This window comes from Streptomyces sp. NPDC003248, from assembly GCF_055563235.1.
The window spans coordinates 23,057-45,800 of sequence record NZ_JBVHDT010000024.1 but is presented as its reverse complement, the minus strand read 5'-3'; the positions used below and the strand labels follow the sequence as shown (position 1 = coordinate 45,800).

Below are 22,744 nucleotides of genomic sequence, written 5' to 3'. Positions count from 1 at the left end.
GCGGAGCCGCTCGCTGGGCGGCTCGGACGGGGCCGGGTCTGCGGACGGCCCCTGGCGGCGGTGCACCGGACGGCGCGGTCCGGACCGGGTCCCCCCGGCGCCGGACCGCACCACTTCAGATCAGCTCAGGCCCTCGATGGTGGAGCGGACCTTGGTGATGATGGCGTCGGGGATCGGCGCGTAGTCGATGCCCGAGAGGATGGCCTGGCCCTCCTCGCTCGCGATGTAGCGCAGGAACGCCTTCGTGGCGGGCAGGGTGTCGGCCTTGTTGCCCTTGTCGCAGACGATCTCGTACGTGACCAGGGTGATCGGGTAGGCGCCCTCGGCCGTGGTGCCGTAGTTGATCTCCAGCGCCAGGTCGCTGCCGGTGCCGACGACCTTGGCGTCGGCGATGGCCTTGGTGGCGCCGTCGGAGGAGGCCTTCACCGGGGACGCGGCGCCGGTGTCGATGGCGACCGTGCCGAGGCCGTCCTTGGCGTACGACAGCTCCATGTAGCCGATGGCGCCGTTGGTCTGCTTGACGCCCTGGGCGACACCGGAGGAGCCGGACGCGGACTGGCCGCCCTTGGCCTGCCAGGCCTTGCCGCCCTCGTAGGGCCAGTCGCTCTTGGCGGTGGCGATCAGGTACTTGGTGAAGTTGTCCGTGGTGCCGGACTCGTCCGAGCGGTGGTACGGCTGGATCTTCAGGTCGGGCAGCTCGGCGTCGGGGTTGAGCTTCTTGATCGCGGCGTCGTTCCAGTTGGTGATCTTGCCGTTGAAGATCTTGGCGATCGTCGCGGCGTCCAGGGTGAGGTCGTCCACGCCCGAGACGTTGAAGGCGATGGCGATGGGGCCGCCGACCATCGGCAGGTCGATGCCCTGGCCGCTGGAGCAGACCTTCGCGGAGGCCTCGATCTCCTCGGACTTCAGCGCGGAGTCGGAACCGGCGAACGCGACCTGGCCCTGGGTGAACGCGGTGACGCCGGCGCCGGAGCCGGAGCCCTTGTAGTTGACCTGGACGCCGTTGCAGGCCTGGGTGAAGTTCTTCACCCAGGCGTCGATCGCGTTCTTCTGCGCGGAGGAGCCGTCGGCGAGGAGCTGGCCCTTGGCGTCGTCGCACTTGATGGAACCCGCCGCGGCGGCCGCGGAGGACGTGCCGCCGCTGCTGTCCGACCCGGTGTCGTCGGAACCGCACGCCGTGAGGGCCAGGGCGCCGGAGACGGCGAGAGCACCGAGGGTGAGGGCCCGCCGGTTCATGCGCTGAAGCTTCACTTGAGGGAGATCCTTCCAGGAGCCGCCGTCCTGATTCCGGCGGCGTGCGCGAGATCTGGGTGGCGCGGACGCGTCCGTGAGGGCGCGTTGCGTACCGCGTAAGGCCGAAATTAGGCAGATCAGGTGAAGCCGCCTACGGGCACACATGAACGCGAGGTGAACCCCTGTGGACGGTGCGGTTAGGTCACGGAACGCTCACGTCGAGGACACGGTGTGGTGCAGGGGGTTGCCATGAGCGGGCTGTGTCTAGATCAGGTGAAGAGCGGCCAGCAGCGCGGGCACGAGGGTGCGGTCCCTCGGTTGGGTGAGGCGGCTTCCGGCCGCCGTCGGGGGGAGCCACAGCACGCGGTCCACCTCGTCGTTCGGGGTGAAGGTGCCGGAGACCGCTTCGGCGGCCCAGTAGTGGACCTCTTTGGGGCGGCCCTGCGCGAGGTAGCGCAGGGTGGGCAGCCGGGCGCCCAGACGGGCGGTGCAGCCCGTCTCCTCGGCCACCTCGCGCACCGCGGCGGCCGCCGCTTCCTCGCCACGCTTCAGCTTGCCCTTGGGGTGCGACCAGTCGTCGTACTTCGGCCGGTGGACCAGGCATATCTCCAGCCCGCCGGCGACCGGCGAGCGGCGCCACAGGACGCAGCCGGCCGCCTGGACCGGGGTGTCGTCGGGAAGGCTCACCGGATCACCGCCTCCGGGTCGGTCGGGTCGGTCGGGTCCGTCGGGTCCGTCGGTTACGGCGTGGTCGTGCCGTAGGTCTGCTTCTGCCACGAGCGCTGGAAGGCGTACCGTGCCGCCTCCACCTCGTGCCGCTGGTCGGCGTGGAGCACGCCGAGCGCGTACGCCGTCGCCGGGGCGATGCGCGGGGTGCGCGCCGCCTGGGCCGCCGCCGCGGCCGCCTCCGAGGCGTCGCGGTGCCGGTCAAGGGCCTGCCCGGCCGAGAGCAGCCGCATGTCGGGCGGGACGTCGCCGCGCAGGACCTCCAAGGCGTAGCGGTGCAGGCGCAGCAGCAGGCGGACCTGGTGCCAGGGCGCGTCCTGCGGGTGCGGGGCGGGGTCCGGGGACAGGCCGTGGACCAGGGCCTCCGCGTTGTACGGGTGGCCCGCGGTGAGGAGGGGCAGCGCGCCGGCCGCGTCCGTGAGGCGCTCCTCCGCCGCCGCGGCGAGGGTGCGCAGATCGGTGCTCGCGGCGGCGGGCGTGAGGGGGACGTCGCTGGCCAGGACGGCGACCTTGTCCGCCACGGCGTGGAAGCGGCTGGAGCCCAGCGCCTGGAGGGCGGTGGAGTGGGCCCGGGTGCGGGCCAGGGTGAGCTGGCGGTCCAGGAGGGCGCCCGCCTTGGCCGCGCCCACGGTGAGGTTGCCGCGGTCCGGGGCGGCCGGGCGCGCGGGGTGCCCGGCGTTGCCGGCGGGCGGCTTCTGAGCGGCGGCGGCAGCGGCGCCGGTGGCGGCCGGGCCGGTGGCGGCGGGGCCGGTGGTGCGGCGGCCCGCGCCGGCGGAGACGAGGGAGACCGGTGCGGGCGCGCCGCCGGCCGTCGCCTCCGCTCCCGGCGGGCGCGCGGGGCTGCCCGCCCCCGCCGGCTGCGTCGGGACCGCCGTCGCGCCCGACAGCCGGTGCAGGGCCAGCAGCAGGCGTTCCAGACGGGCCTCGCAGGCGTGTTCGAGGGCCAGGGTGCCGGAGAGCCAGGCCAGTTCGGGGCGGATCTCCTCGGACCAGCCGGGGTCGAGGAGGGGCCGGAACGTGTGCAGGCTGGCGCTGATGCGGCGGGCCGAGCGGCGCAGGGCGGTGGTCGCGTCGGCGGAGCCCGTGACGCCGGGGGCGCCGTTCGCCGCGCCGCCGCCGGCCTCCCGGTGCAGGCGCAGGGCGCGGAGGAACTCCGTGGCCTGCGCCCGTAGGTAGCCCGCCAGGGCGTCCCCCGTCGTCACGGACCCGGCCGTGGGGCCCGTAAGGTCATGGTGTCGCTGTGCCACGCCGGCGCCTCCGGGCGTCTATGAGCATCTCCTGGACGTTGCGCAGGGGCTGGCCGTCCCCGTCGGTCGCGTGCCGGGTCCACTCGCCGTCCGGGCCGAGGTGCCAGGAGGCGGTGGTGTCCGACATGCCGGTCTCCAGCAGCCGGTTCAGGGCCGCGCGGTGAGCCGGGTCGGTGACCCTGACCAGGGCCTCGATACGGCGGTCGAGGTTGCGGTGCATCATGTCCGCGCTGCCGAACCACACCTCGGGCTCGCCGCCGTTGCCGAAGGCGAACACCCGTGAGTGCTCGAGGAAGCGGCCGAGGATCGAGCGGACGCGGATGTTCTCCGACAGGCCCGGCACGCCCGGGCGCACCGCGCAGATGCCGCGCACCCAGACGTCGACGGGGACCCCCGCCCGGGACGCCCCGTAGAGGGCGTCGACGATGGCCTCGTCCACCATCGAGTTGGCCTTGATGCGGACGTAGGCGGGACGTCCGGCACGGTGGTGCTGGATCTCCTTGTTGATCCGCGAGATCAGGCCGTCGCGCAGCGACTTGGGGGCGACCAGCAGCCTGCGGTAGGTCTCGCGGCGAGAGTAGCCGGAGAGCCGGTTGAACAGGTCGGAGAGGTCCGCGCCGACCTGCGGGTCGGCGGTGAGCAGGCCGAGGTCCTCGTACAGCCGGGCCGTCTTCGGGTGGTAGTTGCCGGTGCCGACGTGGCTGTACCGGCGGAGCGTCTCGCCCTCCTGGCGGACCACCAGGGACAGCTTGCAGTGGGTCTTCAGGCCGACCAGGCCGTAGACCACGTGGCAGCCCGCCTCCTCCAGCTTGCGGGCCCACTTGATGTTGGCGTGCTCGTCGAAGCGGGCCTTGATCTCGACCAGGACGAGGACCTGCTTGCCCGACTCGGCGGCGTCGATGAGCGCGTCGACGATCGGGGAGTCGCCGGAGGTCCGGTACAGGGTCTGCTTGATCGCGAGGACGTCCGGGTCGGCGGCCGCCTGCTCCAGGAAGGCCTGGACGGAGGTGGAGAAGCTGTCGTACGGGTGGTGCAGGAGCACGTCCCGGTTGCGCAGGGCGCCGAAGATGTCCGGCGGTGTCGCGGACTCGACCTCGGCGAGGTCGCGGTGGGTGCCGGCGATGAACTTGCGGTACTTCAGCTCGGGCCGGTCGAGGCCGTGGATGCGGAAGAGGCCGGTGAGGTCCAGGGGACCGGGCAGCGGGTAGACCTCCGCCTCGGTGATCTTCAGCTCCCGCACGAGCAGGTCGAGGACCTCGCGGTCGATCGACTCCTCGACCTCCAGGCGCACCGGCGGTCCGAAGCGGCGCCGCATGAGCTCCTTCTCCAGCGCCTGGAGCAGGTTCTCCGCGTCGTCCTCCTCGACCTCCAGGTCCTCGTTGCGGGTGAGCCGGAAGGCGTGGTGCTCCAGGACCTCCATGCCCGGGAACAGCTCCTCCAGGTGGGCGGCGATGACGTCCTCCAGGGGGACGTACCGGCCGGGGGAGCTCTCCAGGAAGCGGGACAGCAGCGGCGGCACCTTGACGCGCGCGAAGTGCTTGTGGCCGCTCACGGGGTTGCGGACGACGACGGCGAGGTTGAGGGAGAGGCCCGAGATGTACGGGAAGGGGTGCGCCGGGTCGACCGCCAGCGGGGTCAGCACCGGGAAGATCTGGTGCCGGAACAGGGTGAAGAGGCGGGCCTGCTCCTTCTCCGTCAGCTCGCTCCAGCGGACCAGGTGGATGCCCTCCTCCGCGAGCGCGGGGGCGACGTCCTCGTGGTAGCAGGCGGCGTGCCGGGCCATCAGCTCGCGGGAGCGGGCCCAGATCATCTCCAGCACCTCGCGGGGCTGGAGGCCGGACGCGGAGCGGGTGGCGACGCCGGTGGCGATACGGCGCTTCAGACCGGCCACCCGGACCATGAAGAACTCGTCGAGGTTGCTCGCGAAGATGGCGAGGAAGTTCGCCCGCTCCAGCAGGGGCGTGTTCGGGTCCTCGGCGAGTTCCAGGACGCGCTCGTTGAACGCGAGCCAGCTGCGTTCCCGGTCGAGGAAACGACCCTGCGGCAGCTCCGCCCCGTCCTCCCGGGACTCCTCGTACGCGTCGAGATCGGCGTCGATGTCGGGTTCGAGGTCGGAGACCACGGCGGCCACGGTGTGCGGGCGGTGCGCGGCTATGGAGCCCACGGAGGGCTGCGCGTGCTGGACGTCTGCCTGGGTGTGCTGGCTCATGGACCCATTCTTCCGCGCCAGGACCGGCACAGGCGCGTCGGAACGTGCGGGCGGGAGCGCGGCGGCCCTCCCGTCGGGGCGGTTCCCCTCGGGGGGTGGCGAAGCCTCGGGCACGGCGGGGTTCATTGACCGAGCGTCGCAAGGTCGTCTGAACCAATGGTTACGGAGACATGGCGTGTGGGATATCGGGGGGCGGCTCGCGGGGGCGCGGGTGGGGGCGAGTGCGCCCCTTGGGCCCCCGACCTGGAGCTGAAGGGGTGGGGCGGGGCGGGGTGGGGGCGAGGGGCTTGGGGGCCTGAGGCCCGGAGCGGAGGGGTGGGGTCCGTGGGGCTTGGGATGCCTGGGGCGCGGGGGGACTGGGGTCCGTGGGGCTGGGGGAGTGGGGCCCGCTGGCCTGGGGGGAGTGGTTCTCCGGGGCCAGGCGGAACCTGTGTCAGGCCGTGCGGTGCTTCAGCAGGCGGAACGCCGCCGTGGTCGCCAGGGCGGCGACGGCGAGGGCGGCGACTGCGAGAGCGGTGCGGTGCACCCGCAGCACGGTCCGGGCGGTGCCCCAGCGCGGTGCCCCAGCGGGGCGCCGGGTCCGTGGTGTCCCGGCGGGGCGCCGGGTCCGTGGTGTCCCGGGGGCGCCGGGCTCGTGGTGCCGTCGGCGGAGGTGGAGGCGGAGGCGGAGACTGAGGTCGCGGCCGCGGCGGTCGTACGGCGGGCCCCTGCGGTGGTCGTACGGCGGGCCCCTGCGGTGGTCGTACGGCGGGCCCCTGACGGGTGGCGCGGGCGGTGCGGGGCGCGCGGGTGGCGTCGGCGGCGGGGGAAGGGGCCGTCGAGCGCTTCGGCAGCAAGCGGTCGGTGCCCTGAGCGGTGTGCGGAAGAAACGGAGCCGGACGCGGCGGCGCAAAATTCGTGCGGCGAACCGTGAACCGATCGGCGAGGCCCGTCCGATGAGGGGGTGTGAGCGAAACGCGAAGTGACGCGGAGCTGCTGCGGGCCATCGCGGCGGACCGGGACCGTCACGCCTTCGAGGAGCTGTACCGGCGATACGCGCCGTGGCTGACCGCGCGCATGCGCAGCCGCTGCGCCGACGCCGGGATAGTCGACGACGTCGTCCAGGAGACGTTCCTCGCGGTCTGGCGGGGCAGCGCGCGCTACCGGCAGGAGGGCGCCTCCGAGGACGCCGCCGGCTGGCTGTGGCGCATCGGCGCCCGCCGGCTGGTCGACGCCCTGCGGGGCGACGGCGCGCGCGGCCGTCTGCGCCAGGCGCTCGCCCGGCTGCGGCACCGCGACGAGGTGTCGGCGGAGGACCGCGTGCTCGCGGGGGTGGAGCACGGGGACCTCGCCGGGGCCCTCATCCGGCTCTCGCCGGAGCTGCGGGCGGTCCTGCAGGCCACCGTCATCGACGGACTCACCACCCGGGAGGCTGCCGTCCTGCTCGGCATCCCCGCGGGCACGGTCAAGACGCGGGCGCTGCGGGCCCGCAAGCAACTGCGGGAGGCGCTGGCATGACGTGGCACGTGGCAGAAGAGGACCTGCGCGCGTACGCGCGGGGCGAACTGGCGCCGCCCCTGCTGTGGTCCGCCGACACGCATCTCACGGGGTGCGCGCGGTGCCGGGACCGGCTCGCGGGCGCCGTCGACCCGGTCGCGCTGGACGCCGGCTGGGAGCGGCTGGACGCCGAGCTGGACGCGCCGCGGCCGGCCCTGAGCGAGCGGCTGCTGGTGCGGCTCGGCATGGCCGACCACACCGCGCGGCTGCTGACGGCGACCCCGGTGCTGCGCCGCTCCTGGCTGCTGGCGGTGGTGTCGCTGCTGGTCATGACCGTCCTCGCGGTCCACCTGGTGGACCGGCCCGCGCTGTTCCTCGCCCTCGCCCCGCTCCTCCCGCTCGCCGGGGTCGCCCTCTCCTACGGCCCGGCGCTCGACCCGACGCACGAGATGGCGCTCGTCGCCCCGATGCACGGCTTCCGGCTGCTGATGATCCGCACGGTCGCCGTGCTCACCGCGGGCCTGGTGTGCAACGGCCTGGCGACACTCGCCCTGCCGGGGTACGGGCTGCTGGCCCTGGCCTGGCTGCTCCCCGCGCTCGCCCTTACCGCGACGGGACTGGCGCTCACCCCCCGGCTGGGCCCGGCTCTCGCACCCGCCCTGGTCGGTGCCGTCTGGCTGACGCTGCTGCTGGTGGCCCAGGCTCAGGCCCAGGCCCACGGCGACGGCACGCTCGCCCCGTTCACGGCGGGCGGGCAATCGGCCGCGGCGGCGGTCGCGGTGCTCGCCGCCGTGCTGCTCCACCAGACCCGCGACCGCTTCGACGTCCGTCCCGTCGGAGGTTTCCCGGACGGGGGCGCCCCGTGACACCGTCCCCGCCCCCGCCCTTGTCTTCACTCCCGTCCCCACCCCTGTCCTCGCTCCCGCCCCTGCCCCTACCCCCGCTCCCGCCCCTCCCTCCGACCGACCGGACCACCAGGAGCACCCCATGAGCACCGCGCCCGCCACCGCTCCCACCACCGTCACGGCCTCCGGCCTGTCCCTGCGCTACGGCGGCACCCACGCCCTCGACGGCGTGTCGCTGCGGCTGTCCCGGGGTGTCACCGGCCTGCTCGGACCCAACGGCGCCGGGAAGACCACCCTGTTGCGGGTGCTGGCCACCGCCGTGCCGCCCGACCGGGGCGAGTTCACCGTCCTGGGGCACGACCCGGCGACGTCGACCGGCCGTCTGTCCCTGCGCCGCGACCTCGGCTACCTCCCCCAGACCCCCGGCTTCCACCCGGACTTCACGGCCTTCGAGTTCGTCGACTACGTGGCCATCCTGAAGGAGCTCACCGACCGCGGCGCACGGCACCGGGAGGTCCGGCGCGTGCTGGAGGCGGTCGACCTGTCCGCCGTGCGCGGCAAGCGCATCAAGCGGCTCTCCGGCGGTATGCGGCAGCGCGTCGCCCTGGCCGCCGCGCTCGTCGGGAACCCCGGCTTCCTCGTCCTGGACGAGCCGACCGTCGGACTCGACCCCGAGCAGCGCATGCGCTTCAGAGAGCTGGTCGCCGAGGCCGGTGAGGGCCGCACGGTCCTGCTGTCCACCCATCAGACGGAGGACGTCGCCATGCTCTGCCACCGCGTCGTGGTCCTCGCCCGCGGCCGTGTCCGCTTCGAAGGCACCCCCGCCGAGCTGACCGCCCGCGCGGACCGCCGGGTCTGGAGCAGTACCGAACGCGACCCGAACGCCCTGGCCGGCTGGCGCACCGGAACCGGCACCTTCCGCAACATCGGCGACCCACCGGAGGGCGCCGACCTCCTCGAACCCACCCTGGAGGACGGCTACCTGCTCGCTCTCGACGGCGAGGACAGGGAGGTGACCGGATGAGCGCCACCATCACCCCCGTCGACGAGTCCGCCGCCGCACCCCCCGACGCTCCCCGCCCTCCGCGCCGCACCGGCGCGGTCCTCGCCCTGGCCCGCTTCGAGGCCCGCGAGCTCTTCTTCCAGATCCCGGTGCTGATCTTCTCCGTCCTCTACGTCGGCCTCGTCGCCCTGCGCATGACGCGCCAGGAGGGCATGGACGACTACCCCGTCCTCCACGTGGTGGACCGCGGCACCCAGACACCGCCGCTGCTGCTCGCCATCGCGCTGCTCGTCTGCGCCAACGCGGCCGTCCTGCGCTCCCGCAGACACGGCACGGTCCAGCAGTTCGACGTCCTGGCCATGGAGCCCTGGCGGCGCACCCTCGCCCACCTGCTCTCCGTGCTCCCGTGCGCCGTGATCACGGCGATCGTCGTCGGCGTCGAGTTCACCCGGGAGGCGCTGAAGCCCGGCGCGATCGGCCACGGCTCCGTCGGTGAACTGGCCGCGGGCCCGCTGACCGTCCTGCTGGCCGGGGTCACGGGCGTGCTGCTGGCGCGACTGCTGCCCTCGCCCTTCGTGCCCATACTGTTCGTGGTGGCGGTGTACGTGGGCGGTGTCATGGTCTCGGCGGCCGGCGCGGACGACACATGGGCCGAGTGGCTCTCGCCGATCGTCGTCTCCGACATCGCCGGCGGCGACCCGGTCCCCTCCGGCCTGCTCGGCCGCCCGGCCGCCTGGCACGCGCTCTACCTGGCCGGACTGTGCGCCCTGCTGATGTGCGCGGCACTCCTGTTCTCCGGCGGGCGCACCCGTGCCGTCAGGACGGCCACCGTCCTGGCCCTCGCCGCCACCGCGGCCGGCGTGGCAGGCCAGTTCCCGCGTGACACGGCGGCCCTCGAGGCGGCGCGGACGACGGCGTCCACGACGCCCCGGAAGGTCCAGTCGTGCACGACGTACGGCGGGTCGACGTACTGTGCCTTCCCCGAGTGGACCGGTGTGCGCGACGACTGGGCCCGCGTCGTCGACCGCGTCCGCGCGGCGGCGGGCGGCACCGCCGCGCGCACCCCGCTGACGGTGCGGCAACACATCGACACCAGCGGCGGCGTGGAGGCCGACACCTCGCTGACTCCCTCGACCACCCCGGCCGAGGTCACCGTCGGCACCCGCTGGGGCGGCAACCGCGTCCCCGAGTTCGCGGTCGGCGTCGCCTCGGTCCTGGTCGCCGGGTCGGAGGACGCGGCCCAGCAGATGTGCGGCGCCCGGGCGGTGACGGTCATGTGGCTGGTCCTGGGCACCGACCCCACACCCCTGTCCACCTTCGGCGACGTGCGCCTCGACGACAGCGTCACCGGGGCCGGTGTGGTGCTGGCACCCACCAACGGGGTGTCTCTGACGGCGCAGCAGACGACCGTCGTGCGCGAGCTGACGACCCGCCCGCGGGCGGAGGTCTCCGCGCGGGTCAAGGCCCACTGGACGCAGCTGACGTCACCGGAGACGTCCACGGCCGAGGCGGCGAAGCTGCTGGGCGTCGCCGCACCGGAGGGAGTGGAGTCGTGCGAGGAGTAGCGAGGAGCAGGACGGTGTCCCGGGACGGGGTGCGGCGGACGGTGCCGGCCCCCGCCCTCCTCCGGTCCCTTCTCCCCCTGGTCTGGCGGACGCTCCCCTGGCGGGCACTGGCCGTGGCGGGGGGACTGGGCCTGCTGCCGGCCGCGGCGCTGCGTTTGCGGGAGCGGGCGCCGGGCGAGGAGCTGGGGCTGGTTCTCCTGCGGCTCGTCGCGCTGAGCGGCGCGCTCGGGCTGGCCTTCCTGCTGGACGACCCCGCCCGCCGGACGACCGGGACGACCCCGCTCGGCCGGCCGCTCCGGGCCGGCCTGCGACTGGCGCTCGCCGCTCCCCTCGTGGCCCTGTGGTGGACGACCGCCCTGCTGCTCATACCCGCGCCGACCCGCCCGCCCCTCGGCCCCGCCACCGTGGAGGCCGCGGCGACGGCCGCCTCCGCACTGGCCCTCGCCACCGTCGCCGTCCGCTTCACGAGCGCGGCGGAGGTGGGCAGACGGACGGCGGTCCGCCTCGGGACAGCCGCCGCCCTGGTCGTGCTGGTCCCCGCACGGTGGGGGCTGTCGGCGATGCCGGGAGAGCCGTGGTGGGAGGCGACGCAGTGGAGATGGGCGCTGCTGCTGGCGGTGACCGTCGCGACGACGGCGGTCTGCACACCGGAACCCCTGCGACGCCGCTTGCCGAGCTCCGGATAGCCCGGCTCGCTCCACGGCGGCCGTCCGCCACCGGTCAGGTCACTCCGGCCGCTCCGGGGATGCCCCCTCCGGGAATGCCCTCCGGGGATCCCCCTCGGGGAATACCCTCCGGGAATGCCCTCCGGGGATGCCCCCTCCGGGAATGCCCCCTGGGGAAGTCCGAGGACGAGGCCCCCAGGTCCCTTCAGGGCCGAAGCGGGGTTCCGGGAGCGGGGAGCCGGGAACGGCAGCTCCCGGCCGGACGTCCCCTCACGTCTCCGTCCGGTACATCAGGTCCGTCTCGTGCGTGACGAACCCGAGCCGCTCGTACACCGACACCGCCGCCTTGTTGTCGGCGTCGACGTACAGCATCGCCGTGGGCAGCCCCTGCGCCGCGAGGTGCCGCAGGCCGATGGTGGTGAGGGACTTGCCGAGGCCGCCCCCCTGGGCGCCGGGTGCGACGCCGAGGACGTACACCTCGCCCAGCTGCTCCTCGGCGTGGACCTTCGTCCAGTGGAAGCCGACGAGTTCGGTGCCGCGGAAGGCGAGGAAGAAGCCGGCGGGGTCGAACCAGGGCTCGGCCTTGCGGTCGTCGAGGTCGCGCTGGGTGAGCGAGCCCTGCTCGGGGTGGTGCGCGAAGGCGGCGCTGTTGACGGCGAGCCAGGCGCTGTCGTCCTGTCCGGGGACGAAGGCGCGGACGGTCACGCCCTCGGGCAGCACCGGATCGGCCAGTTCGAGGTCGGTCAACGACCGGCGCATCTGGCGCAGTTCGCGGAACAGCGTCAGGCCCAGCACCTGCGCCAGGTGCCGGGCGGCGGAGTGGCCGCCGTGGGCCCAGACCCGCAGCCGCTTGCCGGAGGCGGCGAGCAGGGCCGAGCCGAGCGCCCGCCCGTGCCCGTGCCCGCGGTGGGCGGGGTGGACGACGAGTTCGGCGGCCGGGGCCTCGACGGGGTCGGTGTCCTCCAACTGGGCGTAGCCGACGAGGTCGTCGCCCACGAAGAGCAGCAGATGGCCGACGCCTTCCCGGGCGCCGCCGCGCAGTTGCAGCCGGCCCTGTTCGGACACCGCCTGCTGGCCGTCGCTGTGAGCGGCGTCCGCGAGCAGGGCGAGGACGGCCTCGGTCTGCTCGGGGGAGAGCGCGGAGTGGGTCTCGATGGATCGGGAGCCGTGGATCCGTGCGGTGTCGTCGCTGGTCATGCGTACGAGGGTAAGGGGCGGACCCCGCAAAGTGGCGGCACGGGAGGAAGGGGAACGGGAAGCCAAAGCGTGCGGCGGGCGAAGGGCAAAGGGAAACCAGGATGTAACCGTGAACCCCCTGTCGCGCTACGCGCGTTGACTCTAGGCTGCGGCCCGATGTGGCCACGCGTCCCACACGCCGGGCCACCCATCCCGACCCGCCTCTCAGGGCCGCCCGGCCCGGAGGACGCCGACACCACAGGGGGGCGCATGCCAGCCACTTCCCAGTCGTATCCGACCCGCAGACGCCGTGGATACGGTCTGCTCGCGGCGGCCGCCGGTCTGGCCACCGCCGGCGCCCTGGTCGCCGCGCTTCCCGCGGACGCGCACGACGGCGAGCACGGCAAGCCGCTGCCCAGCCGCTACCAGGACGTGCAGCTGCTGTCCTTCAACGACCTGCACGGCAACCTGGAGCCGCCGTCCGGCTCGTCCGGCCGGGTCACGGAGACCCAGGCCGACGGCACGACGAAGACGATCGACGCGGGCGGTGTGGAGTACCTCGCCACGCACCTGCGCCAGGCCCGGGAGGGCAACGCCTACTCGATCACCGCGGCCGGCGGCGACATGGTCGGCGCCTCCCCGCTGGTCTCCGGCCTCTTCCACGACGAGCCCACCATCGAGGCGCTGAACAAGCTGGACCTGGACGTCACCTCCGTCGGCAACCACGAGTTCGACGAGGGCGCCACGGAACTGGCCCGGCTGCAGAACGGCGGCTGCCACCCGACGGACGGCTGCTACACGGACGAGACGTTCGAGGGCGCCGACTTCCCCTACCTTGCGGCGAACGTGCTGGACGAGAAGACCGGCAAGCCGATCCTGAAGCCGTACTGGGTGTGGAAGAAGAAGGACGTCAAGATCGGCTTCATCGGAGTCACGCTGGAGGACACCCCCGGCATCGTCTCCGCGGAGGGCGTCAAGGGCCTGAAGTTCCAGGACGAGGTCGAGACGATCAACAAGTACGCCAAGGTGCTCCAGCGCCAGGGCGTGAAGTCGATCGTCGCGCTGATCCACGAGGGCGGCCAGCCCGCCTCCGCCTCGTACAACTACGACTGCGACTCGCCGGGCGCCGGTGACGGCATCTCCGGCCCGATCGTGGACATCGCGAAGAACATCACGCCGCAGGTGGACGCGCTGGTGACGGGTCACACCCACGCCGCGTACACGTGCACGATCGACGACCCGTCGGGCACGCCGCGCACGGTGACCTCGGCCGCGTCGTTCGGCCGGCTCTACACCGACACCACGCTGACGTACGACCGCTTCACCGGGGACATCGCCCGCACGGCGGTGAAGTCGGCGAACCACGTGGTCACCCGGACCGTGGCCAAGGCGCCGGACATGACCGAGCTGATCGGCAAGTGGAACACCCTCGCCGCCCCCATCGGCAACCGCGCCATCGGCTACATCTCCGGTGACGTGCCGAACACGGGCACCGAGTCCCCCATGGGGGACCTGATCGCCGACGCGCAGCTCTGGTACGGCAAGGAGCTCGACGCGGAGACGGACCTGGCGCTGATGAACCCGGGCGGGGTCCGGGCCGGTCTCACCTACGCGGCGAAGGCCGCCGAGGGCGACGGCGTGGTGACGTACGCCGAGGGATTCACCGTGCAGCCGTTCTCCAACACCGTGAACCTCCAGGACTTCACCGGCGCCCAGCTGATCCAGGTGCTCCAGGAGCAGGTGAGCGGTACGAACGCGGCCGCGCCGAAGATCCTCCAGACGTCCGCCAACCTGACGTACACGCTGGACCTGACGAAGACCGGCGCCGACCGGATCGTCACGGACTCCGTCCGGCTGAACGGCGCGGCCGTCGACCCGGCCGCCACCTACCGTGTCGCGACGAACAGCTTCCTCGCGGGCGGCGGCGACGGCTTCACCACCCTGGGCCAGGGCACGAACGACCTGGTGGGCGCGGACGACCTGACCGCCCTGGAGCAGTACCTGACGGCCAACTCCTCGGCCTCGGCGCCGATCGCTCCCCCGGCGGCGAACCGGATCACGATCGTGCAGTAGGCCCACGGCCCACGGCCCACCGCTCCACGGCTCCACGGCTCCACGGCTCCACAGGGGCCCGGTCCGTACGCGACGCGCGTACGGACCGGGCCCCTTTCGCGTTTTATCAATTCTATGTAAGGGCGGGTTTGGTTCCCCGGTCCGCCTGAAAACTGTCTCAGCCGCAATTCATCGAGGTCTCAGCGGAATTGGCTTTTTTCCGCTCCGGCGTCCCGTAGTGTTTTCCATGTCGAAAGCGAACGACGCGAAAGCGAAGTCGCGAACACGGGACAAGGAGACAGACCATGAGCTTCCACAAGATCACCCCGGTCAAGAAGACCCGCAAGACCGCCGCCCAGGCCGCGAAGCCCGCGCCCAAGAAGAAGGTCGTCAAGAAGGTCGCGGCCAAGCGCCCGGTCGGTAGCCATAAGTAGCACTTGGCTTGAGCAAAGCAAATCACAGCTAATTTTCAGCGAAAGGGCACTGTCATGAGCTTCCACAAGATCACCCCGGTCAAGAAGACCCGCAAGGCCGCCGCCCCGAAGCCGGCCGCCCCCAAGAAGAACGCCGCCAAGAAGACCGCGGCCAAGCGCCCGGTCGGCGGCCGTAAGTAAACACCGCATCAGTACCGCACTCCACAGCTGATCACCGAGAAAGGGACACCTCCATGAGCTTCCACAAGATCACCCCCGTCAAGAAGACCCGCAAGACCGCCGCCCAGGCCCCGAAGCCGGCCCCCAAGAAGAAGGCCGTCAAGAAGGCCGCCAAGCGCCCGGTCGGCAACAAGGGCTGACGCGGTGTCCGAGGCGGGGCCGACGGTGCGGGCGAACCAGCCCGCACCGGGCCCCGCCTCCGCCGTGTCCGCCCTGTCCGCGCTCGAACGAGGGAGTCGCTGAGATGAGAGAGGCCCGGGAGGCCTTCCGCCGCTTCTGGCCGCTGACCCGCGGCGACCGCAAGTGGATGCTGGTGATCGTCGGGTGCGTGGTGGTCTCCGCGCTCGCCGAGACGGCGTCCATCCTGCTGTTCGCCGAACTGACCGACAACGCCCTGGAGGCGGGATCGCTCTCCGCGTTCTGGGGACCGGCCGGCGCCTGGCTGGGCGTCGCCGTGCTCGGCGCGCTCGTCGGCTACCTCGGCAACTCGCTCGCGACCTGGACGGCGGAGAGATTCGTGCTCCGCCTGCGCGCGGGCGTCTTCGGCCATGTCCAGGACCTGCCGCCCCACTTCTTCCAGCGGCACCGCCAGGGCGACCTGGTGGAACGCCTCACCGGTGACGTCGAGGCCATCGAGCAGATGGTCGTCTCGGGTGTCGTCGGCACGGTCTCCGCCGCCTTCTCCGCCGTGTTCTACGCCGCGGCCGCTCTCTACCTGCGCTGGGACCTGGCCCTGGCCACCTTCGTCCTCGCGCCCCTCTTCCTCCTCGCCGCCCGCCGCTTCTCCGGCCGCATCAAGCAGGCCTCGCAGGACGAGCGGGTCGCGGACGGCGCGATCACCTCGGTGGTGGAGGAGTCCCTCGGCAACATCGTCCTCACCCAGGCGTACAACCGGCGCCGGGACGAGGAGCGGCGCCTCGACAAGGAGGCCCGCGCGTGGATGCGGGCGAGCGTGCGCGGGGCGCGGCTGAGCGAGATGTACGAGCAGTTCGTGGAGGTCGTCGAGACGCTGTGCGTGCTGGCGGTGATCGGCCTGGGCGTCTGGGAGATCTCCGCGGACCGCATGTCACTGGGCGACCTGCTCGCCTTCGCCGCCTTCATCGGCTACCTGTACCCGCCCGTCCGCGACCTCGGCCAGCTCGGCCTGACGGTCACCGCGGCCACGGCCGGCGCGGAACGCATCGGCGAACTCCTGGAGGCCGAGCCGGCCGTGCGGGACCCCGAGAACCCGGTCGCCCCCTGGCCGGTACGCGGCTGGGTCGCCTTCCACGACGTCACCTTCCGCTACCCCGGAGCGGCGAAGGACTCCACGCGCGGCCTCACCTTCACCGCGGGACCGGGCGAACTGCTCCTCGTCACCGGCCCGAGCGGCGCCGGCAAGTCGACCCTCGCCAAGCTCCTCACCCGCTTCTACGACCCCGCGACCGGCGTCATCTCCCTGGACGGCGTCCCGCTGACGGACGTTCCGCTGGAGTTCCTCCGGGAGAACGTCGCCCTGCTCCCGCAGCAGACCCTCGTCCTCAACGGCACCATCCGCGAGAACATCGGGTGCGGCCGGCCGGGCGCCACGGACCGGGAGATCGAACGGGCGGCGAGGTCGGCGGCGGCGCACGACTTCATCGCCGCGCTCCCCGAGGGCTACGACACCCTCATCGCCCCCGGCACCGCCGCCCTCTCCGGCGGCCAGCTCCAGCGCATCGCCATCGCCCGCGCGATGCTCCGCGAGGCCCCCGTCCTCGTCCTCGACGAGCCGACCGCCGGCCTCGACTCGGTCGCCGCCCGCCAGGTCGTCCAGCCCCTGCGCCGCCTGATGCACGGCCGTACGACGATCATGATCACCCATGACCTCAGCCTCGCGCCGGACGCCGACCGCGTGCTCGTCGTCGACGACGGCCGTCTGCTGGACGCCGGCACGCACGACGAACTGATGGCGCGCTGCCCCTCCTACGCGAGGCTGGCCACCCCCTGGCCGTCGGCGCCGGAGCCGGTCGGCGCCCTGTCCGACGACACCTTGACGCTGCGGAGGTGAGCCCGGCCCCGGGTCAGGACGCGGTGGGTGTCCAGCCCGCCAGCCAGTCCGCGACCTCCTGGTCGGCGGCCTGGGCGTCGGTCAGCTGCGGCCGGTCGCTGCTCGCGCTGCCCGCGCCGGCGCCGGTGTTCCGGTACTCGGCGAACCGGTCGTCCTTCCAGGAGAACCCGCTCATGTCGGTCCAGGGAGCGGCCTTGATCGCGGCGCTGAGGACCGTGTCGCGGACCGTGGTCTGCGGATCCAGGGTGGCGTCCCCGCCGGCGTGCCAGGGCCGGCCCAGGTAGAAGGAGGCGGCGGAGACGTCGCCGTTCACAGTTGAACGGCTGATGAGGAAGCCCTTCCGGTCGGCCGCGGTGCTCGGTGCGGTGATGTAGCCGGCGGAGGAGCCGTCCCAGCGCTTCTTCAACGTGATCACCGACTTGTCGATCACCGCGGTCGCCCGGCCGAAGACGAAGTCGACGTTCCCGACGACGTACGAGTTGGTCATGTACACCCGGCCCAGCTTGTCCTTGGCCGCGGTGTCCAGCAGCAGGGTGTCCTGGTCGCCGCTGACGATGACCCCGTCCAGGAACACCTGGTCGGCGGCGGTGCGCAGGGCGACGGCCTGGTGGCCGGAGAGCGACTGGTTGGCGCCCTCGTCGAAGTCGTTCGTGATCGACAGGTTGCGGGCCTGGAAGTCGTCGGCCTCGACGGCGACGGTCGCGCTGCCCGAGGTGCCGTACGTGCCCGAGCCGTCGGGCTTCTGCGTGCCGGCCGCGTTGTTGTAGACGATCACCGTGTCCTTGCGGCCGGCGCCGCTGCCCTGGAGGGTGACGTGCGGCTTGTTCGACGGCACCTTGACCGTCTCGCGGTACGTGCCCGGCGCGATCGAGACGACCACCCGGGAGGTGTTGCCGGCGGGGACGGCGTCCACGGCGGCCTGGACGGTCCGGTACTGCCCGGTGCCGTCCGCCGCGACCGTGAGCGTGGTCGCCGCGGCGGCCACGGCCGTGGCGGCGGTTGTGGTGCTGCCCGTCGTCGTGGCGGCGGTCGTCGTCGTGCCGATCGTGCTGCGCGGGCCGGCCCCCGCCTTGACCAGCGACGGCACGTTCGCCGCCGCGTCGAGGGTGTACGGGTAGTAGGCCGTGGCCTCGAAGGCCGTGCCCCCGCTCTCGTTGCGGCCGGTGGTACCCGAGAAGACGTTGCCGCGCTGGACGAGCGCGGCGGTGCTGTCCTTGATGACGGGGTTGCTGAACCCCTGGAAGTAGCTGTTCTCCAGCAGCATCCTCGTGGCGCCGCGCGCGTAGTTGCCGTACGAGGACGTGATGTCGGTGTCCGCCACGTCCTCCAGGAAGTTGTTGTACAGGTGGGCGTGGGCGGCGTTGTCCGTCGAGGGGTTGCGCTGTTCGGTCTCGCGGATCCAGTTGTGGTGGATCGTGATGTCGGTGACGACGTTCTCCGTCCAGCCGATGCCGAAGGCCTTGTTGTCGTTGCCCAGCCGGTTCCAGGACACCGTCACGTACGTGCTGTCCTTGCGGACGTCGATCAGCCCGTCGGCCATGTGCCGCAGATCGTTGTGGTCGATCCAGACGTGGTGCGCGCCGTCCATCTGGATCGCGTCGAAGTCGTGGTCCTTGTCGTTCCAGACGCCCTGGTAGGTGTCCCGGATCGTCAGGTTCCTGATGATCACGTTGTGGACGCCCTGGCCCAGGAAGAAGCCGCCGCCGACGAGGTGCCCGGAGGTCCCGGACCCGACGATGGTCTTGTCGGACGCGACCTTGATCTCCCGGCCCACCGTGTCCATGGTGATGGCGGCGGCGACGACGATGACGTACGGCTCGGCGGCCGTCGCGTACTTCTCCAGGTCGGCGAGCGTCCGGACGGTCACGGTCGCGCCGTCCCGCCCGCCGTACGTCCCGTTCTGCCCGAGCGCGTCGACGGAGGCGAACCCGTCGGCGGTGGCGGTCGCCCAGGCGGGCGCGGCGGCGGTGGCGGCGGACGCGGTCCGGGGGGAGCCGAGCCCGGACACCGTGCCGTACGCCAGCGCGCAGGCGGCGGTCAGGGCCAGCGGCACACCGACCGTGAGCGCCTTCCTGCGCCGGCGGTGGCGGGGCTTGCCGGGGTCTGTGACGCGGTGTGCGTTCATGCGGCTCTTCCGTTCCGTGTGGGGGATGGGACCGCTGGTGGGTCGCCACACGGAACGGAAAGGTTGCCGGGGACGGGGAGCGAGAGGGGCGGAGGGTCAGACGGCCGGGGTCTCCGGCGGCGGGGTCGGTGCCCCCGGCAGCCGTACGGTGGCCACCGTGCCGCCGCTCTCCGCGCGGGCCAGGGTCACCGCGCCGCCCGCCTGCTGGACGGTGCGGGCGACGATCGACAGGCCCAGCCCCGATCCCGGCAGGGCACGGGCGCTCGGGGAGCGCCAGAACCGGTCGAAGACGTGCGGGAGTTCGTCCTCGGGAATGCCGGGGCCGTGGTCCCGCACGGTCAGGACGCCCTCGCTGAGCCGCACCTCGACCGTGCCGCCCTCGGGGCTGAACTTCACCGCGTTGTCCAGGATGTTGACCACCGCGCGCTCCAGCGCCGCCGGCTCCGCCCGGGTGTACCAGGGTTCGAGCGTGGCCGTGATGGACAGCTCGGGCCCGCGCAGCCGCGCCCGGCGCAGGGCGGCCTCCACGGTGTCCTCCAGCGAGACCACCTGGACGCGCTCACCGCGCTGGCCCTCCGAGCGGGACAGCTCCTGGAGGTCGCCGATGAGCGACGCCAGCTCCGTCATCTGCGCCTTCACCGACGCGAGCAGCGCCTTGCGGTCCGCGGCGGGGATCGGCCGGCCGGTCTCCTCGCTGCGGGTGAGCAGTTCGATGTTGGTGCGCAGGGAGGTCAGGGGGGTGCGCAGTTCGTGCCCGGCGTCCGCGATGAGCTGCTGTTGCAGCTCGCGGGAGTTGGCCAGGGAGGAGGTCATCGAGTTGAAGGACCGGGAGAGCCGGGCCACCTCGTCGTCGCTGTCGTCCTCCACCGGGATGCGGACGCCCAGGTCCTCGGTCCGCGCCACGTGCTCGACGGCCTCGGTGAGCTTGTCGACGGGACGCAGACCGGCCCGCGCGACGGCGAGCCCGGCGGCACCGGCGCCGACGACCCCGATGCCGGAGACGAGGAGGAGGATGAGGGCGAGGTCGTTGAGGGTGGACTGGGTGCCCTTGAGGGAAACGGCGACCGTGAGGGCGGCGTAGGAGTGGGCGCCCGTGCTGGTGTTCTCCAGCGGCAGGGGCATGGTCAGCACGCGTACCGCGTTGCCGTCCTCGTCGGTGCCGTTGCGAATGACGCCCTCACCGGAGCTGGCGTTCTTGATCACTTCCTTGTCGGCCTGGGTGACCTTGACCAGGCCCAGGGAGTCGTCGATGACGCAGGCAGTGCCGTCCGCCGTGACCACCTGGGAGTAGAGGTTGTTGCGGAAGGGGGCGTCGCCCTGCGTCGGAGTCTGCGTGCAGTTGTTGACTGCGGCCGTGACCTGGGCGAGCTGCTCGGGCCCCTTCATCCTCGCCTGCCGCAGGTCGTCGTCGACCTGCTCGTACAGCTTGCCCTGCACGATGAACCAGCACGTCACCGACACCGCCGCCACCGCGAACGCGACCGCCGCCGCGACCAGCATCGACAGCCGGGCCCGGATCGGCAGCGTCCGGAACCGGCGGACGAACCCGTTCACTCCGCCCCGCCCTGGCGCAGCACGTACCCGACGCCCCGCACGGTGTGCACGAGGCGCGGCTCGCCGCCCGCCTCGGTCTTGCGGCGCAGGTACATCACGTACACGTCGAGGGAGTTGGAGGACGGCTCGAAGTCGAAGCCCCAGACCGCCTTGAGGATCTGCTCCCGGGTGAGGACCTGGCGCGGGTGCGCCATGAACATCTCCAGGAGGGTGAACTCCGTGCGGGTCAGCTCCACGGGCCGCGCCCCCCGCGTGACCTCGCGCGTGGCGAGGTCCATGCGCAGGTCGCCGAAGGAGAGCGCCTCGTCCTCGTGGACGTCCTCCGTCTGCGCCGCCGCGTAGGAGCTGCGGCGCAGCAGCGCGCGGACGCGGGCGAAGAGCTCGTCGAGCTCGAAGGGCTTGACCAGGTAGTCGTCGGCGCCCGCGTCGAGGCCGGTGACCCGGTCGCCGACCGTGTCGCGGGCGGTGAGCATGAGGATCGGCGTGGTGTCGCCGGCGCCGCGGATGCGGCGGGCGGCGGTCAGACCGTCCATGCGGGGCATCTGGATGTCGAGGATCACCAGGTCGGGGCGGTAGGCCGTGGCCTTCTCCAGGGCGTCCGCGCCGTCGACGGCGACCTCCGTGTCGTAGCCCTCGAAGGCGAGGCTGCGCTGGAGGGCTTCGCGCACGGCCGGTTCGTCGTCGACGATCAGGATGCGCTGGGGGTCACGGTCGCCTTCGGCGGGGCTCATGGGCGTGGCTTCCTCGGTGCGGTGGGGCGTCGGGGCTGAACGAACTCATTCAGCCTAAAGGTGCTCAGGCGCGGGCGGTCCTGCGGCGGCGGGCCGTGGTCCGCCGCCCCGCGGTGGTCCCGGTGGCGGCCGACGCCACCTCGGGGGCCCGCGGGGCCCGCCGCACGGGCGGGTGCAGCTCGTACGCCACGCCGAGGGCCAGAGCGAGGTCGGCCGGGCCGACGCCGGTCACCGTGTGCGGAACCTGCTTGATCATGACGTGCTCCCTGGGCGTGGGACGGACGGGTCAGCTGGTGCTGTCGGAGCCGCCGGCCCGCAGCGTGGCCAGGTCGGACTTGACGGTGTTGATCGGGATGGCGAAGCCGAGGCCCACGCTGCCGGCCTCGGAGGAGGAGGTGGCGTCGGCGGCGGAGTACATCGCGGAGTTGATGCCGATGATGTTGCCGCTCGCGTCGATCAGGGCGCCGCCGGAGTTGCCGGGGTTGAGGGAGGCGTCCGTCTGGATCGCCTTGTAGGTGGTGGTCGACGAGCCGGTGTCGCCGTTGAACTGCTGTCCGCCGAACTCGAACGGCCAGCCGCCGCCCTGCTGCTGTTGCTGCTGTCCCTGGCTCTCGTCGGTCGAGACGGTGACGTCGCGGTCGAGGGCGGAGACGATCCCGCTGGTGACGGTGCCGGTGAGGCCCTCGGGGGAGCCGATCGCGACGACCGTGTCACCGACCTGGACGCCGTCGGAGTCGCCGAGGGTCGCCGCCTTCAGGCCGGAGGCGTTCTCCAGCTTGATCAGGGCGAGGTCCTTGGCGCTGTCGGTGCCGACGACCTGCGCGGTGTACTCCTTGCCGTCGCTGGTCGTCACCTTGATGGAGGAGGCGCCGGAGATCACGTGGTTGTTGGTGACGATCTCGCCGTCGCTGGTGATGATCACGCCGGAGCCCGTGGAGGTGCCGCTGCTGAGGGTGGCGTTGACCTCGACGACGCTCGGGCTGACCGCCGCGGCGATCGAGGCCACGTCACCCGTCCTGCTGGAGGGGACGACGCTGGTGGTCGTGGACGAGGAGACCGTCTCGTTCTTGCCGGTCAGCTCCTGGATGCCGTAGGCGGTGCCGCCGCCGATGGCCGCGGCGACGATCGCCACGGCGGCGAGCAGGGCGATCGGGCCCCGGTTGCGCTTCTTCCGGGCGGGGGGCTCGGCGACCGGGGGGACGGCGGGCGCGGCGGGGGCGGGGTGGGTGAGGAGAGCGGTGCCGCCGCTGTCGGCGCCCTGCGCGGGCTGGTGGGCCGGCGGGGGCGGCCACTCCGGGTCGACGGGGGCGGAGGCGTGCAGCTGGGCGCCCTGGTAGGGGGTCTGGTACGCGGTCTCGTACTCGCCGTCGCGGCGGATGCTCTCGGTCATGACAATGAGCTTGTCGCCTGACGATGAGAGCTCCCTGAGCGCTCCCTGAGAAGCCCGGCAGAAGC

The 22,744-nt window shown here is 72.7% G+C and carries 20 protein-coding genes; 10 read left to right on the top strand and 10 right to left on the bottom strand.

What is annotated here, in order from left to right; all coding sequences use genetic code 11:
- Nucleotides 1-120 precede the first annotated feature (120 nt).
- The 4 genes from pstS to ACZ3KJ_RS34000 all read right to left on the bottom strand — a co-directional run bounded on the left by pstS (nt 121) and on the right by ACZ3KJ_RS34000 (nt 5,415).
- Entirely contained in the window at nt 121-1,251 is a 1,131-nt protein-coding gene (gene pstS, locus ACZ3KJ_RS34015) for a phosphate ABC transporter substrate-binding protein PstS (protein ID WP_467532729.1), read from the bottom strand.
- Nucleotides 1,252-1,497: 246 nt separating this feature from the next.
- Nucleotides 1,498-1,920, bottom strand: a complete 423-nt coding sequence (locus tag ACZ3KJ_RS34010; RefSeq protein WP_467532728.1) for an NUDIX hydrolase — start codon at nt 1,918-1,920, stop codon at nt 1,498-1,500.
- Between the two features lie 53 nt (nt 1,921-1,973).
- The gene (locus ACZ3KJ_RS34005; RefSeq protein ID WP_467532727.1) at nt 1,974-3,206 is read right to left on the bottom strand and encodes a CHAD domain-containing protein; all 1,233 of its coding nucleotides are present in this window, start codon (nt 3,204-3,206) and stop codon (nt 1,974-1,976) included.
- Entirely contained in the window at nt 3,187-5,415 is a 2,229-nt protein-coding gene (locus ACZ3KJ_RS34000; protein ID WP_467532725.1) for an RNA degradosome polyphosphate kinase, read from the bottom strand. Before ACZ3KJ_RS34000 ends, ACZ3KJ_RS34005 begins: the two co-directional genes overlap by 20 nt.
- A gap of 945 nt (nt 5,416-6,360) precedes the next feature.
- Between ACZ3KJ_RS34000 and ACZ3KJ_RS33995 the strand changes: the two genes are divergently transcribed.
- From ACZ3KJ_RS33995 to ACZ3KJ_RS33975, 5 genes are all read left to right on the top strand, one after another.
- Nucleotides 6,361-6,912, top strand: coding sequence for an RNA polymerase sigma factor (locus ACZ3KJ_RS33995; protein WP_467532724.1), 552 nt, complete (start codon nt 6,361-6,363; stop codon nt 6,910-6,912).
- The gene (locus ACZ3KJ_RS33990; protein WP_467532722.1) at nt 6,909-7,757 is read left to right on the top strand and encodes a zf-HC2 domain-containing protein; all 849 of its coding nucleotides are present in this window, start codon (nt 6,909-6,911) and stop codon (nt 7,755-7,757) included. Before ACZ3KJ_RS33995 ends, ACZ3KJ_RS33990 begins: the two co-directional genes overlap by 4 nt.
- A gap of 121 nt (nt 7,758-7,878) precedes the next feature.
- Complete coding sequence (locus ACZ3KJ_RS33985) at nt 7,879-8,760, top strand: ABC transporter ATP-binding protein (protein ID WP_467532720.1); 882 nt, start codon at nt 7,879-7,881, stop codon at nt 8,758-8,760.
- The gene (locus tag ACZ3KJ_RS33980) at nt 8,757-10,304 is read left to right on the top strand and encodes an ABC transporter permease (protein WP_467532718.1); all 1,548 of its coding nucleotides are present in this window, start codon (nt 8,757-8,759) and stop codon (nt 10,302-10,304) included. The genes ACZ3KJ_RS33985 and ACZ3KJ_RS33980 overlap by 4 nt, the downstream gene beginning before the upstream one ends.
- 14 nt (nt 10,305-10,318) lie before the next feature.
- Nucleotides 10,319-10,990, top strand: a complete 672-nt coding sequence (locus tag ACZ3KJ_RS33975) for an ABC transporter (RefSeq protein ID WP_467532717.1) — start codon at nt 10,319-10,321, stop codon at nt 10,988-10,990.
- 249 nt (nt 10,991-11,239) lie between these two features.
- Here the strand turns inward: ACZ3KJ_RS33975 and mshD are convergent, their stop codons facing one another.
- Nucleotides 11,240-12,166: a mycothiol synthase gene (mshD, locus tag ACZ3KJ_RS33970; protein ID WP_467532715.1), complete on the bottom strand. Its 927-nt coding sequence runs from the start codon at nt 12,164-12,166 to the stop codon at nt 11,240-11,242.
- A 249-nt stretch (nt 12,167-12,415) separates the two neighbouring features.
- Here mshD and ACZ3KJ_RS33965 point away from each other — a divergent pair, with 249 nt between their 5' ends.
- From ACZ3KJ_RS33965 to ACZ3KJ_RS33945, 5 genes are all read left to right on the top strand, one after another.
- Nucleotides 12,416-14,218, top strand: coding sequence for a bifunctional metallophosphatase/5'-nucleotidase (locus tag ACZ3KJ_RS33965; RefSeq protein ID WP_467532713.1), 1,803 nt, complete (start codon nt 12,416-12,418; stop codon nt 14,216-14,218).
- 284 nt (nt 14,219-14,502) lie between these two features.
- Nucleotides 14,503-14,631: a hypothetical protein gene (locus ACZ3KJ_RS33960; RefSeq protein WP_389521184.1), complete on the top strand. Its 129-nt coding sequence runs from the start codon at nt 14,503-14,505 to the stop codon at nt 14,629-14,631.
- 54 nt (nt 14,632-14,685) lie between these two features.
- Nucleotides 14,686-14,811, top strand: a complete 126-nt coding sequence (locus ACZ3KJ_RS33955; RefSeq protein WP_389521186.1) for a hypothetical protein — start codon at nt 14,686-14,688, stop codon at nt 14,809-14,811.
- 53 nt (nt 14,812-14,864) lie between these two features.
- Nucleotides 14,865-14,990 (top strand): hypothetical protein, encoded by a 126-nt coding sequence (locus tag ACZ3KJ_RS33950; protein WP_467532712.1) that lies wholly within the window; start codon nt 14,865-14,867, stop codon nt 14,988-14,990.
- 104 nt (nt 14,991-15,094) lie between these two features.
- Nucleotides 15,095-16,879 carry an ABC transporter ATP-binding protein gene (locus tag ACZ3KJ_RS33945; protein WP_467532710.1) on the top strand — a complete coding sequence of 595 codons (1,785 nt, stop codon included), beginning with the start codon at nt 15,095-15,097 and terminating at the stop codon, nt 16,877-16,879.
- A gap of 13 nt (nt 16,880-16,892) precedes the next feature.
- Here the strand turns inward: ACZ3KJ_RS33945 and ACZ3KJ_RS33940 are convergent, their stop codons facing one another.
- From ACZ3KJ_RS33940 to ACZ3KJ_RS33920, 5 genes are all read right to left on the bottom strand, one after another.
- Entirely contained in the window at nt 16,893-19,004 is a 2,112-nt protein-coding gene (locus ACZ3KJ_RS33940) for a pectinesterase family protein (RefSeq protein WP_467532709.1), read from the bottom strand.
- Between the two features lie 96 nt (nt 19,005-19,100).
- On the bottom strand, nt 19,101-20,558 hold the full coding sequence (locus ACZ3KJ_RS33935; RefSeq protein WP_467532707.1) for a HAMP domain-containing sensor histidine kinase: 1,458 nt from the start codon (nt 20,556-20,558) through the stop codon (nt 19,101-19,103).
- Nucleotides 20,555-21,289 (bottom strand): response regulator transcription factor, encoded by a 735-nt coding sequence (locus tag ACZ3KJ_RS33930; protein ID WP_467532706.1) that lies wholly within the window; start codon nt 21,287-21,289, stop codon nt 20,555-20,557. Before ACZ3KJ_RS33930 ends, ACZ3KJ_RS33935 begins: the two co-directional genes overlap by 4 nt.
- Before the next feature lie 64 nt (nt 21,290-21,353).
- Nucleotides 21,354-21,545: a hypothetical protein gene (locus ACZ3KJ_RS33925; RefSeq protein ID WP_467532704.1), complete on the bottom strand. Its 192-nt coding sequence runs from the start codon at nt 21,543-21,545 to the stop codon at nt 21,354-21,356.
- A 30-nt stretch (nt 21,546-21,575) separates the two neighbouring features.
- Complete coding sequence (locus tag ACZ3KJ_RS33920; RefSeq protein ID WP_467532703.1) at nt 21,576-22,679, bottom strand: S1C family serine protease; 1,104 nt, start codon at nt 22,677-22,679, stop codon at nt 21,576-21,578.
- Between the last annotated feature and the right edge of the window lie 65 nt (nt 22,680-22,744).

What these genes read in the sequence shown, in the direction of transcription:
- ACZ3KJ_RS33950 (WP_467532712.1), top strand. Translation starts at nt 14,865, where the DNA reads ATGAGCTTCCACAAGATCACCCCCGTCAAGAAGACCCGCAAGACCGCC.
- ACZ3KJ_RS33930 (WP_467532706.1), bottom strand. Translation starts at nt 21,289, where the DNA reads ATGAGCCCCGCCGAAGGCGACCGTGACCCCCAGCGCATCCTGATCGTC.
- ACZ3KJ_RS33940 (WP_467532709.1), bottom strand. Translation starts at nt 19,004, where the DNA reads ATGAACGCACACCGCGTCACAGACCCCGGCAAGCCCCGCCACCGCCGG.
- ACZ3KJ_RS33985 (WP_467532720.1), top strand. Translation starts at nt 7,879, where the DNA reads ATGAGCACCGCGCCCGCCACCGCTCCCACCACCGTCACGGCCTCCGGC.
- ACZ3KJ_RS33990 (WP_467532722.1), top strand. Translation starts at nt 6,909, where the DNA reads ATGACGTGGCACGTGGCAGAAGAGGACCTGCGCGCGTACGCGCGGGGC.
- ACZ3KJ_RS33960 (WP_389521184.1), top strand. Translation starts at nt 14,503, where the DNA reads ATGAGCTTCCACAAGATCACCCCGGTCAAGAAGACCCGCAAGACCGCC.
- ACZ3KJ_RS34000 (WP_467532725.1), bottom strand. Translation starts at nt 5,415, where the DNA reads ATGAGCCAGCACACCCAGGCAGACGTCCAGCACGCGCAGCCCTCCGTG.
- mshD (WP_467532715.1), bottom strand. Translation starts at nt 12,166, where the DNA reads ATGACCAGCGACGACACCGCACGGATCCACGGCTCCCGATCCATCGAG.
- ACZ3KJ_RS33945 (WP_467532710.1), top strand. Translation starts at nt 15,095, where the DNA reads ATGAGAGAGGCCCGGGAGGCCTTCCGCCGCTTCTGGCCGCTGACCCGC.
- ACZ3KJ_RS33925 (WP_467532704.1), bottom strand. Translation starts at nt 21,545, where the DNA reads ATGATCAAGCAGGTTCCGCACACGGTGACCGGCGTCGGCCCGGCCGAC.
- ACZ3KJ_RS33920 (WP_467532703.1), bottom strand. Translation starts at nt 22,679, where the DNA reads ATGACCGAGAGCATCCGCCGCGACGGCGAGTACGAGACCGCGTACCAG.
- ACZ3KJ_RS33955 (WP_389521186.1), top strand. Translation starts at nt 14,686, where the DNA reads ATGAGCTTCCACAAGATCACCCCGGTCAAGAAGACCCGCAAGGCCGCC.
- ACZ3KJ_RS33980 (WP_467532718.1), top strand. Translation starts at nt 8,757, where the DNA reads ATGAGCGCCACCATCACCCCCGTCGACGAGTCCGCCGCCGCACCCCCC.
- ACZ3KJ_RS33965 (WP_467532713.1), top strand. Translation starts at nt 12,416, where the DNA reads ATGCCAGCCACTTCCCAGTCGTATCCGACCCGCAGACGCCGTGGATAC.